General features: G+C 66.0%; 18 protein-coding genes. 14 read left to right on the top strand and 4 right to left on the bottom strand.

Features of this window, described 5'->3' with window-relative positions; all coding sequences use genetic code 11:
• Nucleotides 1–96: 96 nt before the first annotated feature.
• Nucleotides 97–1,095 carry an NADPH:quinone oxidoreductase family protein gene (locus tag ACW17U_RS18390; protein ID WP_492054297.1) on the bottom strand — a complete coding sequence of 333 codons (999 nt, stop codon included), beginning with the start codon at nucleotides 1,093–1,095 and terminating at the stop codon, nucleotides 97–99.
• Between the two features lie 69 nt (nucleotides 1,096–1,164).
• Here ACW17U_RS18390 and ACW17U_RS18385 point away from each other — a divergent pair, with 69 nt between their 5' ends.
• The 6 genes from ACW17U_RS18385 (at nucleotide 1,165) to ACW17U_RS18360 (ending at nucleotide 8,523) form a co-directional block, all read left to right on the top strand.
• Entirely contained in the window at nucleotides 1,165–2,040 is an 876-nt protein-coding gene (locus ACW17U_RS18385; protein ID WP_492054296.1) for an isoaspartyl peptidase/L-asparaginase family protein, read from the top strand.
• A 63-nt stretch (nucleotides 2,041–2,103) separates the two neighbouring features.
• A complete protein-coding gene (pgm, locus tag ACW17U_RS18380; RefSeq protein ID WP_492054295.1) occupies nucleotides 2,104–3,744 on the top strand; it encodes a phosphoglucomutase (alpha-D-glucose-1,6-bisphosphate-dependent) in 1,641 nt (546 codons plus the stop codon).
• Between the two features lie 80 nt (nucleotides 3,745–3,824).
• Nucleotides 3,825–5,444, top strand: a complete 1,620-nt coding sequence (locus ACW17U_RS18375) for an AbgT family transporter (RefSeq protein ID WP_492054294.1) — start codon at nucleotides 3,825–3,827, stop codon at nucleotides 5,442–5,444.
• A 563-nt stretch (nucleotides 5,445–6,007) separates the two neighbouring features.
• The gene (locus ACW17U_RS18370) at nucleotides 6,008–6,340 is read left to right on the top strand and encodes a ribonuclease E inhibitor RraB (protein ID WP_492054293.1); all 333 of its coding nucleotides are present in this window, start codon (nucleotides 6,008–6,010) and stop codon (nucleotides 6,338–6,340) included.
• Between the two features lie 64 nt (nucleotides 6,341–6,404).
• Entirely contained in the window at nucleotides 6,405–8,060 is a 1,656-nt protein-coding gene (locus ACW17U_RS18365) for a lysine--tRNA ligase (protein WP_492054292.1), read from the top strand.
• A 253-nt stretch (nucleotides 8,061–8,313) separates the two neighbouring features.
• Complete coding sequence (locus tag ACW17U_RS18360) at nucleotides 8,314–8,523, top strand: hypothetical protein (protein WP_062150317.1); 210 nt, start codon at nucleotides 8,314–8,316, stop codon at nucleotides 8,521–8,523.
• 18 nt (nucleotides 8,524–8,541) lie between these two features.
• Here ACW17U_RS18360 and ACW17U_RS18355 read toward each other — a convergent pair whose 3' ends face one another.
• A complete protein-coding gene (locus ACW17U_RS18355; protein ID WP_492054291.1) occupies nucleotides 8,542–9,183 on the bottom strand; it encodes a S24 family peptidase in 642 nt (213 codons plus the stop codon).
• Nucleotides 9,184–9,373: 190 nt separating this feature from the next.
• Here ACW17U_RS18355 and ACW17U_RS18350 point away from each other — a divergent pair, with 190 nt between their 5' ends.
• The 8 genes from ACW17U_RS18350 to ACW17U_RS18315 all read left to right on the top strand — a co-directional run bounded on the left by ACW17U_RS18350 (nucleotide 9,374) and on the right by ACW17U_RS18315 (nucleotide 17,591).
• Nucleotides 9,374–9,853 carry a MerR family transcriptional regulator gene (locus ACW17U_RS18350; RefSeq protein WP_492055763.1) on the top strand — a complete coding sequence of 160 codons (480 nt, stop codon included), beginning with the start codon at nucleotides 9,374–9,376 and terminating at the stop codon, nucleotides 9,851–9,853.
• A 55-nt stretch (nucleotides 9,854–9,908) separates the two neighbouring features.
• The gene (locus ACW17U_RS18345; RefSeq protein ID WP_492054290.1) at nucleotides 9,909–11,702 is read left to right on the top strand and encodes an acyl-CoA dehydrogenase C-terminal domain-containing protein; all 1,794 of its coding nucleotides are present in this window, start codon (nucleotides 9,909–9,911) and stop codon (nucleotides 11,700–11,702) included.
• Nucleotides 11,703–11,704: 2 nt separating this feature from the next.
• Nucleotides 11,705–12,868 carry an acyl-CoA dehydrogenase family protein gene (locus ACW17U_RS18340; protein ID WP_492054289.1) on the top strand — a complete coding sequence of 388 codons (1,164 nt, stop codon included), beginning with the start codon at nucleotides 11,705–11,707 and terminating at the stop codon, nucleotides 12,866–12,868.
• 17 nt (nucleotides 12,869–12,885) lie between these two features.
• Nucleotides 12,886–13,248, top strand: coding sequence for a hypothetical protein (locus ACW17U_RS18335; RefSeq protein WP_492055762.1), 363 nt, complete (start codon nucleotides 12,886–12,888; stop codon nucleotides 13,246–13,248).
• Nucleotides 13,248–13,727 (top strand): OsmC family protein, encoded by a 480-nt coding sequence (locus ACW17U_RS18330; protein WP_492054288.1) that lies wholly within the window; start codon nucleotides 13,248–13,250, stop codon nucleotides 13,725–13,727. The genes ACW17U_RS18335 and ACW17U_RS18330 overlap by 1 nt, the downstream gene beginning before the upstream one ends.
• 24 nt (nucleotides 13,728–13,751) lie before the next feature.
• On the top strand, nucleotides 13,752–14,957 hold the full coding sequence (locus ACW17U_RS18325) for an acetyl-CoA C-acetyltransferase (RefSeq protein ID WP_062150336.1): 1,206 nt from the start codon (nucleotides 13,752–13,754) through the stop codon (nucleotides 14,955–14,957).
• 25 nt (nucleotides 14,958–14,982) lie between these two features.
• Nucleotides 14,983–17,181: a 3-hydroxyacyl-CoA dehydrogenase NAD-binding domain-containing protein gene (locus ACW17U_RS18320; protein WP_492054287.1), complete on the top strand. Its 2,199-nt coding sequence runs from the start codon at nucleotides 14,983–14,985 to the stop codon at nucleotides 17,179–17,181.
• Between the two features lie 209 nt (nucleotides 17,182–17,390).
• A complete protein-coding gene (locus tag ACW17U_RS18315) occupies nucleotides 17,391–17,591 on the top strand; it encodes a hypothetical protein (RefSeq protein WP_062150342.1) in 201 nt (66 codons plus the stop codon).
• A 62-nt stretch (nucleotides 17,592–17,653) separates the two neighbouring features.
• On the opposite strand, the gene ACW17U_RS18310 is transcribed toward ACW17U_RS18315, so the two are convergent.
• Both ACW17U_RS18310 and ACW17U_RS18305 read right to left on the bottom strand, forming a co-directional pair.
• Nucleotides 17,654–19,666, bottom strand: coding sequence for a TonB-dependent receptor plug domain-containing protein (locus ACW17U_RS18310; protein WP_492054286.1), 2,013 nt, complete (start codon nucleotides 19,664–19,666; stop codon nucleotides 17,654–17,656).
• 26 nt (nucleotides 19,667–19,692) lie between these two features.
• Nucleotides 19,693–20,223, bottom strand: coding sequence for a hypothetical protein (locus ACW17U_RS18305; RefSeq protein ID WP_492054285.1), 531 nt, complete (start codon nucleotides 20,221–20,223; stop codon nucleotides 19,693–19,695).
• Between the last annotated feature and the right edge of the window lie 474 nt (nucleotides 20,224–20,697).

The following is a 20,697-nucleotide window of genomic DNA, read 5'->3' as shown; positions in this document are numbered from 1 at the left end:
GCCTTACAAAGACCCGGTAAGCATCCCGATAAATTTCATCCTTAGCGGGGCTTAACCCTGACGGCACAAGGGCTTGGCCGTCAGGGTCAGCACGTCCTAGTCGTTGGTGACGACGACCTTGCCCATCGCCCTGCGGCTGGCCAGATGGGCGATGGCTTCGCCGGCCCGCTCCAGCGGGAAGCGCTCGGAAACGTGCGGCTTGATCTTGCCCTCGGCATAGAGAGCCATCAGTTCCCTGACGTTCTGGGCATGGCCGGCCGGATCGCGGGCCACCGCCGCGCCCCAGAAGACCCCGACAATGTCGCAGGACTTCAGCAGGGTGAGGTTCAGCGGCACCTTGGCGATCCCCGACGGGAAGCCGATCACCAGGAAGCGGCCGTTCCAGCCCGCAGCGCGGATGGTGGCCTCTGAATAGTCACCGCCGACCGCGTCATAGGCCACGTCCCAGCCATTGGGACCGCAGGCCTCCTTGATCAAATTGGCCAGGGCCTTCTGACCGTCCTTGTCGAACGGACCGCGCGGATAGACGACGCCGCTGTCGGCACCGTGGGCGATGGCCAGATCGACCTTTTCCTGGCTGGAGGCCGCCGCGATGACCCGCGCCCCGGCCGCCTTGCCCAGTTCCACCGCCGCCAGGCCGACGCCGCCGGCCGCGCCCAGCACCAGCAGGGTCTCGCCGGCCTTCAGGCTGCCGCGATCCTTCAGGGCATAATAGGAGGTGCCATAGGTCAGGATGAAGGCCGCCGCCTCGTCGAAGGGCATGTTGTCGGGGATCTTGGTGCAGCGCCCCTCCTCCAGGGCCAGCTTCTCGGCCATGCCGCCCCAGCCAGTTGAGGCCAGGACCCGGTCGCCGACCTTGAATTTCGTCACGCCTTCGCCGACGGCGGCGATCAGGCCCGAGACCTCACCGCCCGGCGCGAAGGGACGGGTGGGCTTGAACTGGTACTTGTCCTCGATGATCAGGACGTCCGGATAGTTGACGCCACAGGCCTTCACATCGATCAGCACCTGGCCGGGACCGGCCACGGGATCGGGCAGTTCTGACAATTCCAGGGTTTCGGGGCCGCCGACCGCCGTGCTGAGAACCGCCTTCATCTGTCATCTCCCGAGGTTTTTCTTTAAGAGCCGGGACGCTAACGCAGGGCGCGCGGCCAAGGAAGCAGAATGTCAAACAAGCGTTTTAGTCTGGCCCTGCATGGTGGTGCCGGCTCGGCACCCGGTCACGATTACAGCCAGGAGATCGCCCACATGCGCGGCCTGGTCGAGGCGGCGCGGGACCGATTGGCCGCCGGGGCCAGCGCCCTGGACGTCGCGGTCGAGACCGTCGTCGCCCTGGAGGCCAGCGGCCTCTATATCGCCGGCAAGGGGGCCTCGCCCAATGCGGCCGGGGCCTATGAGCTGGATGCCTGCCTGATGGACGGCACCAGCGGTCGGGCCGGGTCGATCGCCGCCCTGCAGGGCTTCGAGAGCCCGATTCTCGCGGCCCGGGCGGTGATGGAAAAGACGCCGCATGTGATGCTGGCCGGCGAGGGGGCCATGGCCTTCGCGCGAGCCCAGGGCCTGAAGGAAATCGCCGATCCGGACAGCTGGTTCACCCAGGCAGCGGCCTTCGAGACCAATCACCCGCCCGAACTCCCGATCGGGACGGTCGGATGCGTGGTCCGCGACGCCGAGGGCCGGCTGGCAGCTGCCACCTCGACAGCCGGGGTGTTCGGCAAACTTCCGGGTCGAATTGGCGACTCGCCCATCATCGGGGCCGGAGCCTGGGCCGACGACAGGGTCGCCGTCTCCTGCACCGGCCAGGGTGAGTATTTCATCCGCACCGCCGTGGCGGTGCAGATCGCCCATCGCATGCGCTTCGGCGGCGAGAGCCTGGAGAGCGCGGCGGCGGCCGCCATTGCCGGGATCGCGGCCCTGGGCGGCGACGGCGGACTGATCAGCGTCGACCGGGACGGCCATATCGCCATGCCCTTTGCCTCCGACGGGGTCAAACGCGCCGCCCTGATGCCGGATGGCACGATCTTCAGCGCCGCCTTCTGACGGCAGCCGTCCAAGCTTCATACCGAATTGAACGCCCTCCCTTCGATCGATAGGCTTCCCGACATGCATGCACGCGCTGGCCAGCTGGCCCGACCCGAAGACCTGATCGATCTGGCCGCCCTGACCGGGGCCTATCTCGACCTCAAGCCAGACCTGAGCAACCCCGCCCAGCGGGTGGCGTTCGGGACGTCCGGCCACCGGGGTTCCAGCCTCGACGGGGCCTTTAATGAGGCCCACATCCTGGCGATCACCCAGTCGATCGTGGAATATCGCGCCGCCCAGGGCATCACCGGCCCGATCTTCGTCGGCCGCGACACTCACGGCCTGTCCGAGCCGGCCTGGCGCAATGTGATCGAGGTCCTGGTCGCCAATGGCGTCGACGCCCTGATCGACGACCGCGACGGCTTCACCCCGACCCCGGCCGTGTCGCACGCCATTCTCGCCCATAATCGCGGCAGGACCTCGGGCCTGGCCGACGGCATCCTGATCACCCCGTCGCACAATCCGCCCCGCGACGGCGGCATCAAGTATAACCCGCCCTCGGGCGGTCCGGCCGACGGCGCGGCCACCTCGGCCATTGCCAATCGCGCCAACCAGCTGATCGAGGCCGGTCTGGCCGAGGTTCGCCGCGTTCCGTTCGAGCGGGCGATTACCGAGGCCAGGCGGTTCGATTTTCTGGGCCGCTATGTCGACGACCTGCCCAGCGTCCTGGATCTCGACATCATCCGCACCGCCGGCGTGAAGATCGGCACCGACCCGCTGGGCGGTGCCAGTGTCGGCTACTGGGGCGAGATCGCCGACCGCCACCGCCTGGACCTGACCGTGGTCAATCCGGCCGTCGATCCGCGCTGGGCCTTCATGCCGCTGGATACCGACGGCAAGATCCGCATGGACTGCTCGTCGCCCTGCGCCATGGCCAATCTGGTCAAGGCCATGGCCGATGGCGCGGCCTTTGACGTCGCCACCGGCAATGACGCCGACGCCGACCGCCACGGCATCGTCACCCCCGACGGCGGGCTGATGAACCCCAACCATTTCCTGGCCGCCGCGATTTCTTACCTGTTCAGCCACCGCGAGGGCTGGGGCCCGGAGGTCGCCGTCGGCAAGACCCTGGTCTCGTCCTCGATGATCGACCGCGTCGTGGCCGGACTGGGCCGGACGCTTCTGGAAGTGCCGGTCGGCTTCAAGCATTTCGTGCCGGGCCTGCTGGACGGCAGCGTCGGTTTCGGCGGTGAGGAATCGGCCGGGGCCGCCTTCCTGCGCCGCGACGGCACGGTGTGGACGACCGACAAGGACGGCCTCCTGCTGGCCCTGCTGGCCGCCGAGATCCAGGGCCGAACGGGGCGCAGCGCCAGCCAGCTCTATGACGGCCTGGCCGAGCAATATGGTCGCCCCGCCTATGCCCGTGTCGATGCCCCGGCCGACCGGGCCCAGAAGGCCCGCCTCGCGGCCCTGAGCCCTTCGGACGTCACGGCCACCTCGCTGGCCGGCGAGGCGATCACCGCCACCCTGACCGCCGCCCCCGGCAATGGCGAGGCGATCGGCGGCCTGAAGGTGGTCACCGCCAATGCCTGGTTCGCCGCCCGCCCCTCCGGGACCGAGGATGTGTACAAGATCTATGCGGAATCGTTCCTCGGGGAAGAGCACCTGAAACAGGTGCAGGCAGAAGCGCGGGAGGTGGTGGCCGGGGCGCTGAACGGCTGATCGCCACTTTACGCTGCGCCCAAGGCCCTTTAGGCATGCCTTTGAGGGATGGGGGTCTCTTAGAGTCAGGCGAAATCCGCATGAGTGCGATGCAGGCTTCCGACCCGACGCCGTCGGCCCGTCAAAAGGGCTTTCTGGGCGTGGTCGAGCGACTGGGCAATCTGCTGCCCGAACCCGTAATGATCTTCGTCTGGCTGATCCTGGGGCTGATGGTCCTGTCGGCCCTCGGCCAGGCCCTGGGCTGGTCGGCCTCGATCACCTATAGCGGCGACGAGGCACCCCAGTTCGGCGAGCTGGAAAACGGCGTCCTGACCTATGCGGCCAGCAGCCTGTTTTCCGAGGCCAACCTGGCCCGGCTGTTCACCGAAATGCCCAAGACCCTCACGAACTTTGCGCCCCTGGGACTGGTTCTGGTGGTGATCCTGGGCGCGGCCGTGGCCGAGCGCTCCGGCCTGTTCAGCGCCCTGATCCGGGCCAGCCTGCGCGAGGCCCCCAAGGCGATCCTCACCCCGCTGGTGGTGCTGATCGGCATGGTCTCGCACCATGCTTCCGACGCGGCCTATGTGGTGTTCATCCCTCTGGCGGGCCTGCTGTTCGCCGCAGTGGGTCGCCATCCCCTGGCCGGCATCGCCGCCGGTTTCGCCGCCGTCTCCGGCGGTTTCGCCGGCAATCTGACCCCGGGCCAGTTCGACGTGGTGCTGTTCGGCTTCACCCAGGAAGCGGCCCGGATCATCGATCCGACCTGGACCATGAACCCGCTGGGCAACTGGTGGTATATCCTGGCCATCGTCTTCGTCTTCACCCCCATCGCCTGGTTCCTGACCGACCGGGTGATCGAGCCGCGCCTTGGCGTCTGGGGCGGCCAGGCCGATGACAGCCTGAAGGCCGAGCTGGCCAAGTCGGCGGTGACGGCCGAGGAAAGGCGCGGCCTGAAGCTGGCCGGTCTGGCCGCCCTGGCCGTGGTGGCCCTGTTTGCCGCCCTGACCCTGATCCCCGGCTTCACGCCCCTGATCGACGAGACAAAGACCGGTCCCGCCCAGCTGACCCCGTTCTACAGTGCCCTGATCGCCGGCTTCATGCTGCTGTTCCTGTCCTGTGGCGTGGCCTTCGGGGTCGGGGTCGGCACCGTGCGCTCGGACAAGGACGTGGTCATCATGATGGCCGACGGGGTGCGTTCGGTGGCCCCCTATATCGTCTTTGCCTTCTTCGCCGCCCACTTCGTGGCCATGTTCAACTGGTCGCGCCTGGGCCCCATCGCCGCCATCCACGGGGCCGAGGCCCTGAAGGCCATGAACCTGCCGGCCCCGATGCTGCTGGTCAGTGTTCTGGGCTTCTCGTCGGTGCTGGACCTGTTCATCGGCTCGGCCTCGGCCAAGTGGAGCGCCCTGGCCCCGGTGGTGGTGCCGATGTTCATGCTGCTGGGCATCTCGCCGGAAATGACCACCGCCGCCTATCGGATGGGTGACAGCTTCACCAATCTGATGACCCCGCTGATGAGCTATTTCCCGCTGGTCCTGGCCATGACGAGGCGCTGGGACAACAGTATGGGCGTCGGCTCGCTGCTGGCTTTGATGCTGCCCTATGCCCTGGCCTTCATGGTCGCCGGCGTGGCCATGACTTTGGCCTGGGTCGCCTTCGACTGGCCGCTGGGTCCGGGTGCCCAGGTGCATTACACGCCGCCGGGCGGGCTGTTGAAGTAGGGGGTGGGCGGGGCCTGTCCCCGCACTTGCCCCCTACGGGTCGCTTCGCGACCGTCTTCCCCCGGAGGGGGAAGATGAGGTCGGCGCGTTTCATCTTCCCCCTGAAAGGGGGAGGACGACCGCGATAGCGGTCAGGAGGGGGCCTGCGGCGTCGGCCGGGAAAACACCCTCCAACGCTTCGCACTACCCCTCCGTCATTCCCGCCCTTGTGGCGGGAACCCCTGCTTCAGCCGACACGTGAGGCGCCAGCGAAGTGCGCGCGCACTTCGCCACTCCTGCACCTGCAGCGGACAGAGGGCTCCCGGGCCGAAGGCTCGGAATGACGGTTGAAAGGGGCGTGTGAAACGGAAGGCCGCCAGCGGCGAGGCCCCGCCTTAAAGCCTTGGAGGCGAGCTTGCTCTGAGGTCAGGCCGTGTCAATGACCGGCCAGAGGCCGGCCGCGCGCGGCGGCGCGGCGCGCCGTCATTGACATGGCCTGGCCTCAGAGCTCCAATTCCACCAAGGGTTTCAGGGCGCGCCAGCCTCCGCTGCGGCGGAGGGCTTAGCCCACTGAGAAGGCTACCATGACGTCAACTCTTGAAGCTGAAAATGCGGCCGTACTGCAAGGCATGGCCGAGCGCGGCGATGACCTGAGCATCCCCCGCGCTGTGGATTTCACCGCCGTCTTCATGGACCAAGCCAATGCGTCGAGCTTTGCCCGGCGTGCTGCGGAACAGGGGTATGATGTGGAGCTCGAAGAGACAGGGACGGTCCCCACCCACCCGTGGGATGTTGTGGCGGCGCGGGAAATGACGCCGACCGTTGATGCGGTGACACACGCTGAGACAGCTCTGAACCTATTGGCCAACGAGTACGGCGGCATGATCGATGGCTGGGGTTGCCTCGCTCAAAGCTGACAAGCGGCCACACCCCCTCACCCAAAACCTAGCCACCACCGCCGCTTCGCCCTATACCGCCCGCATGTTTGAAGGCCTCTCCCCCCTCGCCCGCGACGCACGCGCCTGGCCGTTCGAGCAGGCGCGCGCCCTGCTGGCCCGCACCCTGCGTCTGCGCCTGTCCGACGCCGAGCGCGATCTCGCCTCGACCCTGATCCACGCCGGCAAGACCGACGAAGCGGTCGCCACGCTGGAGGCCCTGCGCAAACCGGTGGTGCTGGAGACCGGCTATGGTCCGTCGGGCCTGCCGCACATGGGCACCTTCGGCGAGGTGGCGCGCACGACCATGGTCCGCGCGGCGTTCCGCGCCCTGACCGACGACAAGATTCCGACGCGCCTGATCTCGTTCAGCGACGACATGGACGGCCTGCGCAAGATCCCGCCGAACGTGCCGAACGGCGAGGTCATGATCCCCGACCTCGACAAGCCGCTGACCGTGGTCCGCGACCCCTATGGCGAGCACGAGAGCTTCGGCCACCACAACAATGCCCGCCTGCGCACGTTCCTTGACGGCTTCGGCTTCGACTACGAGTTCGTGTCGTCCACCGACTGCTATCGCGGCGGCCGCTTCGACGAGACCCTGCTGCTGGCCCTGGAGCGGTTCGACGCCATCCAGAAGATCATGCTGCCCTCACTGGGCGAAGAGCGCCGGGCGACCTATTCGCCGTTCCTGCCGATCAGCCCCAAGACCGGCAAGGTGCTGCAGGTCCCGACCCTGGAGCGCAATGTCGCCAAGGGCACGATCGTGTTCCGCGACGAGGACGGCGCGCTGACCGAGGTTCCGGTGACCGGCGGCGGCGTCAAGATGCAGTGGCGTCCCGACTGGGCGATGCGCTGGACGGCTCTCGGCGTCGACTACGAGATGAGCGGCAAGGACCTGATCGACAGCGTCCGTCTCTCGAACCAGGTCTGCAAGGTGCTGGGTGGCTCGCCGCCGGAAGGGTTCCACTACGAACTCTTCATGGACGAGAACAACCTGAAGATCTCCAAGACCAAGGGCAACGGCCTGACCATGGACGAGTGGCTGCGCTACGGCGCGCCCGAGAGCCTGGCCTACTACATGTTCCAGAGCCCCAAGTCGGCCAAGAAGCTCTATTTCGACGTCATCCCCAAGGCGACCGACGAATATCTCCAGCAGCTGGAGGCCTTCCAGAAGCAGGAACCGGCCAAGCAGATCGACAACCCGGCCTGGCACGTTCACTCCGGCAAGCCGCCCGAGCAGGGCTCGCCGGTGTCGTTCAGCCTGATGCTGAACCTGGTCTCGGCCGCCGACGCCTCGACCAAGGACATCCTGTGGGGCTTCCTCGGCCGCTATGTCGACGGCGCCACGCCGGAAAGCCAGCCGCTGCTGGACCGCCTGGCCGGCTATGCGATCAACTATTACGAGGACTTCGTGAAGCCCTCGAAGACCTTCCGCGCCCCGACGGATGTGGAGCGCGCGGCGATCGTCGACCTTCGCGCCCGTCTGGCGGCCCTGCCGGACGGCTGCCAGGACGCCGAGCTGATCCAGAACGAGGTGTTCGCGGTCGGCAAGGACCACGCCTTCGACCCCCTGCGCGCCTGGTTCCAGGCCCTGTACGAAGTGCTGCTCGGCCAAAGCCAGGGCCCGCGCTTCGGCTCCTTCGCGGCGATCTTCGGCCTGGACCGGACGATCGCCCTGATCGACGAGAAACTGGGTTAGTCTGAACCAGATCCTCCCCCTCCGGGGGAGGTGGCCCAGCGGGCCGGAGGGGGCAGCGCGGCCTATGCCCAGATAGCCCCCTCAGTCGCTCCGCGACAGCTCCCCCAGAAGGGGAGCAGCGTCTCCCGCCTCCGGTGAGTCTCCGTGTCTGCGACACCGTGTCCCTTAAGGTGAACGGTCCCTGAATTGCCGGTTAAGGGAATGTCCGCAATTGCGGGCGTAAGGTTCCCAGATCAGAACCAAGGTTAGTCTAATGGCTTCTTTCACCCTTCGCCCGTCGGACCGTTCGCAATTCGACACTCTGCTCGGCGATCTGACCAGCAAGTTTCCGGCCGCCCATGTGGAAGCCGCCCATAACGACACCTGGAACTCTTACCGGGTCGACGTTTCCTGTGATGCGCCGTGGGAAGGCGACCTGATCGCCTTTATCGAGGGCGAGCACGCCGGCTGCCCGCGCACCTGATTACGGGCTAGTCGCCCCCTACTGGCTGGCCCAGAGGATCCGCGCGATCCAGGCCACCTCGCCGCGCTCCAGCACCCGATCGCCATAGTCACGGTTCAGCGAGGTCAGCTCGATGGTCCGGGCGGTGACCCGCGCCAGTTCCTTGGCCATCACCTCGCCGGCATGGGTCTTGACCACCACCCGGTCGCCGCGGCGCGGCTCGATCGAGGGCGAGACCAGGATACGGTCGCCGTCGCGAAACACCGGCAGCATGGAATCCCCGGCAATCTCCAGGGCATAGACCCCGTCCTCCTGCAGGCCGGGAAAGGCGATCTCGTCCCAGCCCTCGCCGACCGGAAAGCCGGCATCGTCGAAGAAGCCGTCGGATCCGGCCTGGGCAAAGCCCAGTAGCGGCACGCCCCGCTGGACGGGGCGTTTATGGGTTTCCGTCAGGGCGGCGAATTCTGAAAATCCGACCCCGGTGGCTTCCAGCACCTTGGCCAGGCTCTCGGTGGAGGGCCAGCGCGGCCGCGCCTCGGCATCGGCCGACACCCGCTTGGAGCGGTTGAAGCTGGTCGGGTCCAGCCCCGACATCCGGGCCATGGCCGAGGGGCTCATGTCGAACCGCTTGGCGAGGGCGTCGATCGCCGTCCAGATTTCGGTGTGCGAGAGCGCCGTCATGTCGCGGAATCCGGGCCGGGGAGGTGGCAGGAAAATATGCCTCAGCCCTAGGAAAGTAAACCTATCACGCCCCGCTAAGCTTGACGTTTACGTAAACGTTGACGTCAACGGAAACCCGGAATAGGGTGATCAGCGATAACAAAGCGGCCCCGCCGCGTAGCCGGGCCTTTCCTCTTGGGAGGTTTCTATGTTGGCCGACCTGCGTCGCCCCGAGCGGACGTTCACGATCCGCAATCTCTGCAACGAATTCAAAGCCACGCCCCGCGCCCTGCGTTTCTATGAGGACAAGGGCCTGCTGTCCCCGGCCCGCGAAGGCCTCAACCGCGTCTATTCCCACAAGGACCGCGTCCGTCTGCAGCTGATCCTGCGCGGCAAGCGTGTGGGCCTGTCGCTGTCGGAAATCCGCGAGCTGCTCGACCTCTATGACGAGAACGATGACGGCGCCGCCCAGATGGCCCGGTCGCTGAAGAAGTTCCGCGAGCGCGCCAGTGCGCTGGAACAGCAGCGCGAAGACATCGACGGGGCCCTGATCGAACTGCACCAGGCCTGCGCCCGCCTCGAGCAGCGCCTGGCCGAGATCCGCCCCGACCTGCTGCCCCGCGCCGCCGACTATGACCAGGTGCTGCGCGCCCGGCTGGACGGTCACGCGGATGCCGCGCTCGGCAAGTAATAGGGCAGGCCAGCCGGCCTAACGCCCTCGACCCTTCCCACTTCCAGGACCTTCCATGACCTACCAGGCCCCCGTTCGCGATCACGTCTTCATCCTGCGCGATATGCTGAACATCGATCAGCATGGCCAGTTGCCGGCCTTCGCCGACGCCTCGTTCGATACGGTCGAGCAGATCCTGGAGGCCGCCGCCCAGTTCACCGGCGAGGTCCTGGCCCCGCTGAACACGATCGGCGACAAGACCGGCTGCGTCCTGGATCCGGCGACCAACACCGTCACCACCCCGCCGGGCTTCAAGGAAGCCTACAAGCAGCTGTGCGGAGGCGGCTGGACCGGCCTGGGCTCGGACCCGGCCTATGGCGGCCAGGGCCTGCCCCATGTCGTCAACCTGGCCTTCAGCGAGATGTCGAGCTCGGCCAACATGGCCTTCTCGATGTATCCGGGCCTGGCCCACGGGGCCTATTCGGCCATCCATGAGGGCGGCACCGACGCCCAGAAGGAACTCTACCTGCCCAAGATGGTGACCGGCGAATGGACCGGCACCATGAACCTGACCGAACCGCATTGCGGCACGGATCTGGGCCTGCTGCGCACCAAGGCCGTTCCCCAGGCCGACGGCAGCTACAGGATCACCGGCCAGAAGATCTGGATCTCGGCCGGCGAACACGACATGGCCGACAACATCATCCACCTGGTCCTGGCCCGCATCGAAGGCGCGCCGGCCGGGGTGAAGGGCATTTCGCTGTTCATCGTGCCCAAGTACCTGCCCAAGGCCGACGGCAGCGTCGGCGAGCGCAACGAGGGTGCCAAGTGCGTGGGCCTCGAAGAGAAGATGGGCATCCACGGCAATGCCACCTGCGTCATGCAGTATGACGACGCCCAGGGCTTCCTGATCGGCGAGGAAAATGCCGGCCTGCGGATCATGTTCGTGATGATGAACGAGGCCCGCCTGGGCGTCGGCATGCAGGGCGTGGCCCAGGGCGAGGCCGCCTATCAGGCCGCCGTTGCCTTCGCCCGCGACCGCCTGCAGGGCCGCTCCCTGACCGGCCCCAAGAACGCCGAGGGCCCGGCCGATCCGATCATTGTCCACCCCGACGTGCGTCGCATGCTGCTGGAGAGCAAGGCCCTGATCGAGGGCGGTCGCGCCTTCCTGTTCTGGACCGCCCTGCACGGCGACCTGGCCCATGGCCACCCCGACGAGAAGGTCCGCGAAAAGGCCGCCGACTATATGGGTCTGATGACCCCGGTGCTGAAAGGCTACCTGACCGACAAGGGCTTCAAGATCTGCTCGGACGCAGTTCAGGTCCATGGCGGCAGCGGCTTCACCGAACACTTCCCGGTCAGCCAGTTCATGCGCGATTGCCGCATCGCCCTGATCTATGAGGGCACCAACGGGGTCCAGGCGCTCGACCTGGTGGGCCGCAAGCTGGCCTCCAAGGGCGGCCGCGCGGTCATGACCTTCTTCCAGGAAATCGACCAGTTCATCGGCGAGAACGATACCGACGAAGGCCTCAAGCCCTTCCTCACCGCCCTGGCCGAGGTCAAGGCCCAGATGCAGGAGGGCACGATGTGGCTGATGCAGAACGGCCTGCAGAACCCTGACAATGCCGGTGCCGCCTCGACCGACTACATGCACCTCTTCGGCCTGACGGGCCTGGCCTATATGTGGGCCCTGCAGGTCAAGGCCGCCCAGGCCAAGATCGCGGCCGGCTCGTCCGATCCGTTCTATTCGACCAAGTTGGTCACGGCACAATATTTCATCGAGCGCATCTTGCCTGACGCAGGGGCGCATCTGACCAAGCTCAAGACCGGCTCGGCGACCCTGATGGCGCTGCCCGCGGAGGCTTTCTGATCATGAGCGTGCTCGACGTCGCAAAACCCGCCTTCATGGCCGAGGAAGACATCGTCATCTTCGAGGATGCGGTGGGCAAGTTCTTCGACGAGCACGCCCCCGAGGCCGTCGTGGCGACCTGGCGCAAGAACCACTGCGTCGATCGCTCGATGTGGACCAAGGCCGGAGAGGCCGGCTTGCTGGGCCTCTCCACTCCGGAAGAATACGGCGGGGCCGGTGGCGACTATCGCCACGAGGTCGTGCTGATGGAGCAGCTGGGCCTTAAGGGCGTCGATGGCTTCGGCATCAGCCTGCACAATGCGATCATCATGCCCTATTTCGTCCATTACGGGACGGAAGAGCAGAAGCGTCGCTGGCTGCCGCGTCTGGCCACCGGCGAGCTGGTCGGTGCCATCGCCATGACCGAGCCCGGCGCCGGTTCGGACCTGCAGGGCATCAAGACCACGGCCAAGAAGGTCGGCAACCAGTATGTGATCAACGGCTCCAAGACCTTCATCACCAATGGCCAGACCGCCAATCTGATCATCGTGGTCTGCAAGACCGACGCCAGCGCCGGGGCGCGCGGCACCTCCCTGATCGTCGTCGAGACCGACGGGGCGGAGGGCTTCGAGCGGGGTCGCAACCTCGACAAGCTGGGCCAGGAAGCCCAGGACACCTCCGAGCTGTTCTTCAACGACGTCAAGGTTCCGACCGAGAACCTGCTGGGCGTCGACGAGGGTCAGGGCTTCTTCCAGCTGATGGGCCAGCTACCGCAGGAGCGCCTGAACATCGGCGTTCAGGGCATGGCCACCATCGAGCGGGCCCTGGAGCTGACCATCGCCTATGTCAAGGAACGCAAGGCCTTCGGCAAGGCGATCCTCGACTTCCAGAACACCCAGTTCGTGCTGGCCGAATGCAAGACCGAGGCAACCGTGGCCCGGGTCTTCATCAATCACTGCATTGAGCTGCACCTGGCCGGCAAGCTCGACGCCTCGACCGCCTCGATGGCCAAGTACTGGGTCAGCGACCTGGAGAACAAGATCGTCGACCGCTGCCTGCAGCTGTTCGGTGGCTATGGCTTCATGAACGAATATCCGATCGCCCGCATGTACCGCGACAGCCGCGTCCAGCGGATCTATGGCGGCACCAATGAGGTGATGAAGATCCTGATCGCGAGGACGCTGTGATCCTGACGCTCGCCCTAATGGCCCAGGCCGCTGCGGCGGCGCCCAAGTCCGCCCCCGCCCCCGACGCCCGTGCGGCCGTGGTCTGCGTCCGCGCCGAAAAGGGCGGACGCCGGCCCCTGACCTTTGCCGGCCAGCTGGTGGGCAAGCGCCCGCAGCCCGGCGAATTCAAGCTGCCCCTGACGCCGGGCACCGATGTCTGCAACAACCTGCTGCGCTCCAAGATCGCCACCTGGAACCTCGAGGTCACCACCTCGGGGTTCACGCCCTGCGTCCTGCCCGCGCCGGAATTCGGCCAGCGCGTGACCTACAGCGCCAAGGCCGGGGCCCGCGGCCTGAAATGCGCCCAGATCGCCAAGAGCCCGATCGGGGCCTGGAAGTAATGTCCACCCACGTCGCCACCGTCAGTTGGGCCCTGAAACCGGACGAAGATTTCGCCCGGGGGCGCTATAGCCGCGCCCACACCCTGTCCTTTGACGGCGGCGTGACGGCTCCGGGCTCGGCCTCGCCGTCGGTGGTGCCCCTGCCCTGGTCCGATCCGGCCGGTGTCGATCCCGAAGAGATGTTCGTGGCGGCCCTGTCGTCGTGCCACATGCTGACCTTCCTGGATCTGGCCCGCCGGGCCGGATTCCGCATCACCGCCTATGCCGACACGGCCGAGGGGGTGATGACCAAGAATGACCATGGCGCCCACTGGGTCAGTACCGTGACCCTGCACCCCGCCATCACCTATGAGGGCCCCTCGCCCGACACGGCCGCCGAAACGGCCCTGCACGAGGCCGCCCACCACGCCTGTTTCATCGCCAATTCGGTCCGCACGGATGTGCGGGTCGAGCCGGCGGTCCGCTCACACCCCGTTTAAAGATACGCAGGAAGGAGCCATCACATGGCCGACGCATACATCTTCGACGCCGTGCGCACCCCGCGCGGCAAGGGCAAGAAGGACGGATCTCTGCACGAGATCACCTCGCTGTCCCTGGCGACCCAGGTCCTGGAAGCCCTCCGTGACCGCAACAATCTCGACACCTCCTATGTCGACGACGTCGTGCTGGGCTGCGTCGCCCCCGTCGGCGAGCAAGGTTCGGACATCGCCCGCACCGCCGTCCTGACCGCCGACTATGCCGAGAGCGTGGCCGGCGTGCAGATCAACCGCTTCTGCGCCTCGGGCCTGGAAGCCGTGAACATGGCCGCCGCCAAGGTGGCCTCCGGCGAGGCCCAGCTGGCCATCGGCGGCGGCGTCGAGAGCATGAGCCGCGTGCCCATGGGCAGCGACGGCGGCGCCTGGCCGACCGACCCCTCCTCGGCCTTCAAGACCTATTTCGCCCCGCAGGGCGTCTCGGCCGACCTGATCGCTTCGCTCTACGGCTTCAGCCGCGATGACGTCGACGCCTATGCCGTCGAAAGCCAGCGCCGCGCCGCCGCCTCTTGGGCCGACGGCCGCTTCAAGAAGTCGGTCATCGGCGTCAAGGACCAGCTGGGCATCACCATCCTGGATCACGACGAGACCGTGCGCGGCTCGACCACCATGCAGACCCTGGCCTCGCTGAACCCCTCGTTCACGGGCATGGGCGAAATGGCCTTCGACGCCGTGGTCACCCAGCGCTATCCGCAGGTCGAGAAGATCAATCACGTCCACCATGCCGGCAACAGCTCGGGCATCGTCGACGGCGCAGCCGGCGTGCTGATCGGCACCAAGGAAATGGGCGAAGCCCTCGGCCTCAAGGCCCGCGGCCGCATCAAGGGTGCCGCCTCGATCGGCAGCGAGCCCTCGATCATGCTGACCGGCCCCTCGCTGGTCACCGAGAAGCTGCTGAAGAAGCTGAAGATGGAGGTCAATGACATCGACCTCTATGAGCTGAACGAAGCCTTCGCCGCCGTCGTCCTGCGCATGATGCAGGCGCTGAACATCTCGCACGACAAGATGAACGTGAACGGCGGCGCCATCGCCATGGGTCACCCCCTGGGAGCCACCGGCGCGATGATCCTGGGCACCATGCTCGACGAGCTGGAGCGCTCCGACAAGGAGACCGCCCTGATCACCCTGTGCGTCGGCGCCGGCATGGGCACCGCCACCGTCATCGAACGCGTCTAAGCACCGACCTTAAGGAACTAACACCATGGAAAACTTCAAGATCGAGGTCGATTCCGACGGCGTGGCCCTGGTCACCTTCGACGTGCCGGGCCGGACGATGAACACCCTGACCGCTTCGGTGATCAAGGAAATCGGCGAGGTGGTCGAGACCATCAAGTCGGACGCCGCCATCAAGGGCGCGGTCATCACCTCGGGCAAGACCACCGGCTTCTGCGCCGGCGCTGACCTGGGCGAACTGGGCGGCAGCGGCGGAATCGGCGGCGGCGGCTCGGGCGAAGAGGGCCTGAAGGCCGCCTTCGAAGCCGGCTTTGCGCTCAACAAGGCGTTCCGCGCCCTGGAAACCTGCGGCAAGCCGGTGGCTGCGGCCATCAACGGCCTGGCCATGGGCGGCGGTCTCGAGATCGCCCTCGCCTGCCACTATCGCGTCGTGGCCGACAACCCGAAGATCCAGCTGGCCCTGCCGGAAGCCAAGGTCGGCCTGCTGCCCGGCGCCGGCGGTACCCAGCGTCTGCCGCGCCTGATGGGCGTGATGAACGCCGCGCCCTACCTGCTGGAAGGCAAGTCGATGAAGCCGGCCGAAGCCCTCGGGGCCAAGGTCGTGCATGAGGTCGTGGCCGCCGATCAGGTGGTCGAGGCCGCCAAGACCTGGGTCAAGACCAAGGGCGACCCCGTCGCCCCTTGGGACAAGAAGGACTTCAAGCTGCCCGGCGGCGGTCCCTACAGCCCCGGCGGCAGCCAGGTGTTCGTGATGGGCAATGCCATGCTGCGCAAGAGCACCTATGGCAACTATCCGGCCCAGCTGAACATCATGAAGGCGGTCTATGAAGGCACCCAGGTGCCGTTCGACGCCGCCCTGCGGATCGAGACCCGCTACTTCCTCAAGACCATGATGACGCCCCAGGCCAAGGGCATGATCCGCACCCTGTTCCTCTCCCTCCAGGAGCTGGGCAAGGGTTCGGGCCGTCCCGCCGGCGTGCCGCACTATGACGTCAAGAAGGTCGCCGTTCTGGGCGCCGGCATGATGGGTGCGGGCATCGCCTATGTTCAGGCCATGGCCGGCATCGAGAGCGTGCTGATCGACCAGACCCAGGAAGCTGCCGACAAGGGCAAGTCCTACGCCGAAGGCCTGGTCAAGAAGGCCGTCTCGCGCGGCAAGATGACCGCCGAAAAGGGCGAGGCCATCCTTGCCCTGATCACCCCGACCACCGACTACGCCTTGGTCAAGGGTTCGGACCTGGTCGTCGAGGCCGTGTTCGAAAACCGCGAAGTGAAGGCCGACGTCACAAAGAAGGCCGAGGCCCAGCTGGCCGAGACCGCCATCTTCGGCTCCAACACCTCGACCCTGCCGATCACCGGCCTGGCCAAGGCCAGCGTCCGTCCGGCCTCGTTCATCGGCATCCACTTCTTCTCGCCGGTCGACAAGATGGGCCTGGTCGAGATCATCATGGGCGAACAGACCAGCCAGGAAGCCCTGGCCAAGTCGATCGACTACGTCCTGAAGATCAAGAAGACCCCGATCGTCGTCAATGACAGCCGCGGCTTCTACACCTCGCGCTGCTTCGGCACCTTCGTGCAGGAAGGCCTTGAGATGATGGCCGAGGGCATTGCCCCGGCGATCATCGACAATGTCGGCCGCGCCACCGGCATGCCGCGTGGTCCGCTGGAGATGAACGACGACGTCGCCCTCGACCTCTCCTACAAGATCGGCGAGCAGACCAAGAAGGACCTCGGCGACAAGTACGAGGAGCGTCCCTTCGCGCCGGTCCTCGAAAAGATGGTCGTCGAGATGGGTCGCCTGGGCCGCAAGAACGGCAAGGGCTTCTATGACTATCCGGAAAGCGGCGCCAAGCGCATCTGGCCGGGCCTGGCCGAGCTGATGCCGGTGACCACCGCAGACGCCGACAAGGCCCTGATCGAGGAGATCCGTACGCGCCTCCTCTATCGCCAGGCCGTGGAAGCCGCCCGCTGCTTCGAGGAAGGCGTCATCGTCGATCCGCGCGAAGCCGATGTCGGTGCCATCCTGGGCTGGGGCTTTGCGCCCTGGACCGGCGGCCCGGTCAGCCTGATCGACGGCGTCGGCCTCAAGGCCTTCGTCGAGACCTGCGACAAGCTGGCCCAGAAGTACGGCAAGCGCTTCGCGCCGCCGGCCCTGCTGCGCGAAATGGCCGAGAAGGGTGAAACCTTCTACAGCCGCTTCGGCGTCAAGACGAAGGCGGCGGCGTAAGCCTCTTCCAAACCTGAGACAGGAGAGGGCCCGGCGGCGACGCCGGGCCCTTTTCATGTCCGGGCGGTGATGTTGCGGCCAGGCCTGGACCGCACCCAGGCCCTCTAGGCGGTGATTGATCCCGGCAAAAGGCCCCTATCCGGGGCCGATGGGCCTGGTCCGAAAGAAAAGGCGCGACGGATGGTGAGCCAGGGGCCTAGGCTCCCTCCATGCGCAATTCCCTCACCGGCGAAGATCGTGTCCTGCTGGACCGCTATATCGAGAGCATCCTGCTCCGGTTCAGCGACAACCGCTATTCCCTGGGCGAGGCGACCCAGGAACTGGCGGGGACCTTTGTCCAGGTCGCGGCCGGCGAGCCGGACTGGCTGGTCCACATCCGCGGCGTGGTCGAGGCCGGCGACGACGCCTGACCCCCAACGGAAAAGGGCCCCGCCTTGCGGCGGGGCCCCTCGCTCTCCAGCGATAGTGTCGCTTACCAGCTCTTGGACAGCGACAGTTGCACCCGGCGCTCGGCATAAAGGCCGGTGGTCTGGCGCTGGCTGTCGTCGAGCAGGTTCTGGCCGCTCAGAGCGACGGTGAAACCGTCATTGAAGTTGTGGGCGACACGGCCCGACACTGTGGCAAATCCGTCGACCTTCGACTGGACCGAGCCGATCCAGCTGGTGAACTCGCTGACATAGCGAAGATGGCCATCCACGGTCCACGGACCCTTTTCCCAACCGACGATCAGATTGCCGCGGCCTGCCGGCGAGCTGCTGGCATAGGCCGTCAGACGCACAGCGGGATTGTAGCCCGGCGCCGGATCATCGGAGACGTCGGTCCAGGTGTAGTCGCCGCCCCAGTGCAGGCCACTGGCATATTTGCCATTGGCCGAGATTTCGACACCCGACATCTTGGAGTCGCCGACATTGCGATAGCTGGCGGTCGGATAGTTGGTGGCCGAAGGCGCTATATCCAGTTGCGACGCGCTCAGCTGACCCTTCACGTCCTCGGTCTTCTGGGTGAAGAGCTTGACACCGGCGCGGCCATTGATGACCGGCAGGCTGCGGTCATAGGTCAGCTCATAATTGGTCACGACCGTGGGCAGCAGCTTGGGATAGCCCATGACCGCGAGGGTGAACGGACCGGCCGGGAAGTAGAGCTGGATGCCGCCCAGATCGACCAGGGTCGGGACCTGAACGCCGCGGGCAGCAGTGGCCCGAACGGTGTCAGCCGGGGTGGCCCGCCAGACGGCGCCCAGATTGTAGCTGGTCTCGCTGATCTCGCGATCCCAAAGGGCGTTGTTGGCCAGGGGGAAGCCGACCGGGAAGCTGCCGGTGCGCTCCAGGGACAGCTTGTCGGCGCGGGCTGCGGCCGTGACGCTGAACTGGTCGGTGACCGCCCAGTTCCACATGCCCGAGAAGGCATTGACGTCATAGCTGACCGTGCCACCGGCCAGGGGGGCGGTGTCGATCGTGTTATGACGGTGCTCGAAGCCCACCCGGAAGGTGTGGCGCGCGCCGATCTTGAACAGGTCCTGGGCGCTGAGCACCGTGATCTTGTTGTCGAACACGGCCGGGATACCGCCCGTCAGGCGATATTTGCTGGTCAGGCTGTTCTGATAGGCCGTGAACTCCAGCGAACCGATCTTGCTTTCCGAGGCCAGCGAGACCTTGGTCGACGAGGTCAGGTACTTGGTGGCCGAATAGGCATAGGCCGAGGTCATGCTGGAGAGACCAACGTTCGAGGTGGTGGCCTCGAAGCGCAGCTCGGTCTTGGGCGTCAGGCTGGCAATGGCGTCGACACTGAGATTGATGCGCGACGGATCCTGGATGCCAAACGACCGCGTGCCGATGGTGTTTTCCCACTCGTTCTCCTCGCGTGCCCCGAAGGACAGGCGGGCGGCCAGGTTGTCGCCCAGCTTGGCGGTGTGGACCAGGGACACCTCGCGCTGGCCCTCGGTGCCGACCCGGGCGGTGGCGATGTTGGTCGAGTCATACTTCGGATTGAATGTGATGATGTTGACCACGCCGCCCACGGCGTTGAAGCCGAACAGGGCGCTGTTGGGGCCCTTGACCACCTCGATCTGACGGATCTCGTCCAGCTGCACCGGCAGGGTCGCCCAGGCGGTGTAGCCATAGTGGTCGAGATAGACCTGGCGGCCGTTGATCAGCACCAGCAGGCGCGGCGACATGGCCTGGTTATAGCCACGGACGCTCACATCGGCGCCGGCGGCACCCCAGTTCATGACGTCGAGGCCGGCGACGCGGCTCAGAATGGCCGGCAGGTCGCTGGCGCCCGAGCGCTTGATCTCGGCGGCCGAGATGATCTGCATGTCGACCGGCACTTCGGTCGAGCGCTGGGGCGAGCCGGTCGCCGAGGTGGTGACGGGCTCGTTGAACAGCTGCTCCATCGCACCATAGTCGATCGACTGGGCGGAGGCTGCAGTGGCCGAGGCCAGGATGATGAGGCCGACCGAAGCGCCGGCGAAGAGAGTCGTTTTCATGTGTTTATCTCTTTCGATCGCTGGGGTCAGACTTCGCGGATCATCATGCGGAAGGCGGCCTTGAAGACCGCACCGACCGCGCTGGCTGCCGAGCGGCTGACAACGATCTCAACCTTGGGATCGGCCGAGACGCTCATGACGCAGGCACCGCTGGTGACGCAGGACATGTCCGAACCGATGGTGATCAGCTTCTTGCCCTTGGCGGCGGCGCCGACCGGAGCGGCATTGACGCCCGTGGTGATATAGAGGGCTGCGACACCCGAGACGCTGCCGACGTCGCCGGCTTCCACCGGCTTGCCGACGACCGTCAGGGCCCCGGCGCTCATGCCACCGCCGATGGCAGCCATGATGGCGTTCTTTTCGGCGACGGAGGCCGGCTTGGACGGGTCGAAGACCACGCCGAGCGTGGCTTTGCCGGTCGGGCCGTTTTCAAGGAAGGTGAGCGCGCGGCCGGCGACCTGCAGATCCTTGGCGGCGTCAGCGTGGGCGCTCAGCGGCGCAGCGACGAGGGCCAGGGCGCAGAGCGCCAAAACATGAGGTTTGGTCTTGTTCGACATTTTGTAGTTCCCCTGCCCGGTTTCTGTCGGGCTTTCGTGAAGGGGAAGAAGGCCAGGACCCGTAAACAGACAGTAACCGCATTTCTGCACAAGGCATTCACTGACCTTTATTTGGTCTTAACGATCAATGTGTTCGCAGAAGAAACGAATGTTGTTTTCCAAATTCTGACTTTAGAGCTTCCTTTGCGATGCCGATATAATGAATAGTACAAGATTATAGACTTTTCTTGAACTTGACGCACCGTCGGATGCACAATTTTTAGCCAGAAAATGACCGGAAAGACCCAACAGGGGCAGTTTTGGCGCCGACACGGCAGGCCTTTTTAGCGGACGAATATCTGAAACGGACATTTTGTCGCAGTAGGCGACGTGCGCTGCAAAGTCGCGCACCCCTGACTGGGAATGGTGGCCGGTGGCATATGGCTTGCGGCGAAGAACTGGGACTGAGCCACGGCTTGCTGCGCGCTGAACCTC

The organism is Caulobacter sp. AVps16 (genome assembly GCF_058681455.1).
This window is presented reverse-complemented; position numbering and strand designations above follow the sequence as displayed.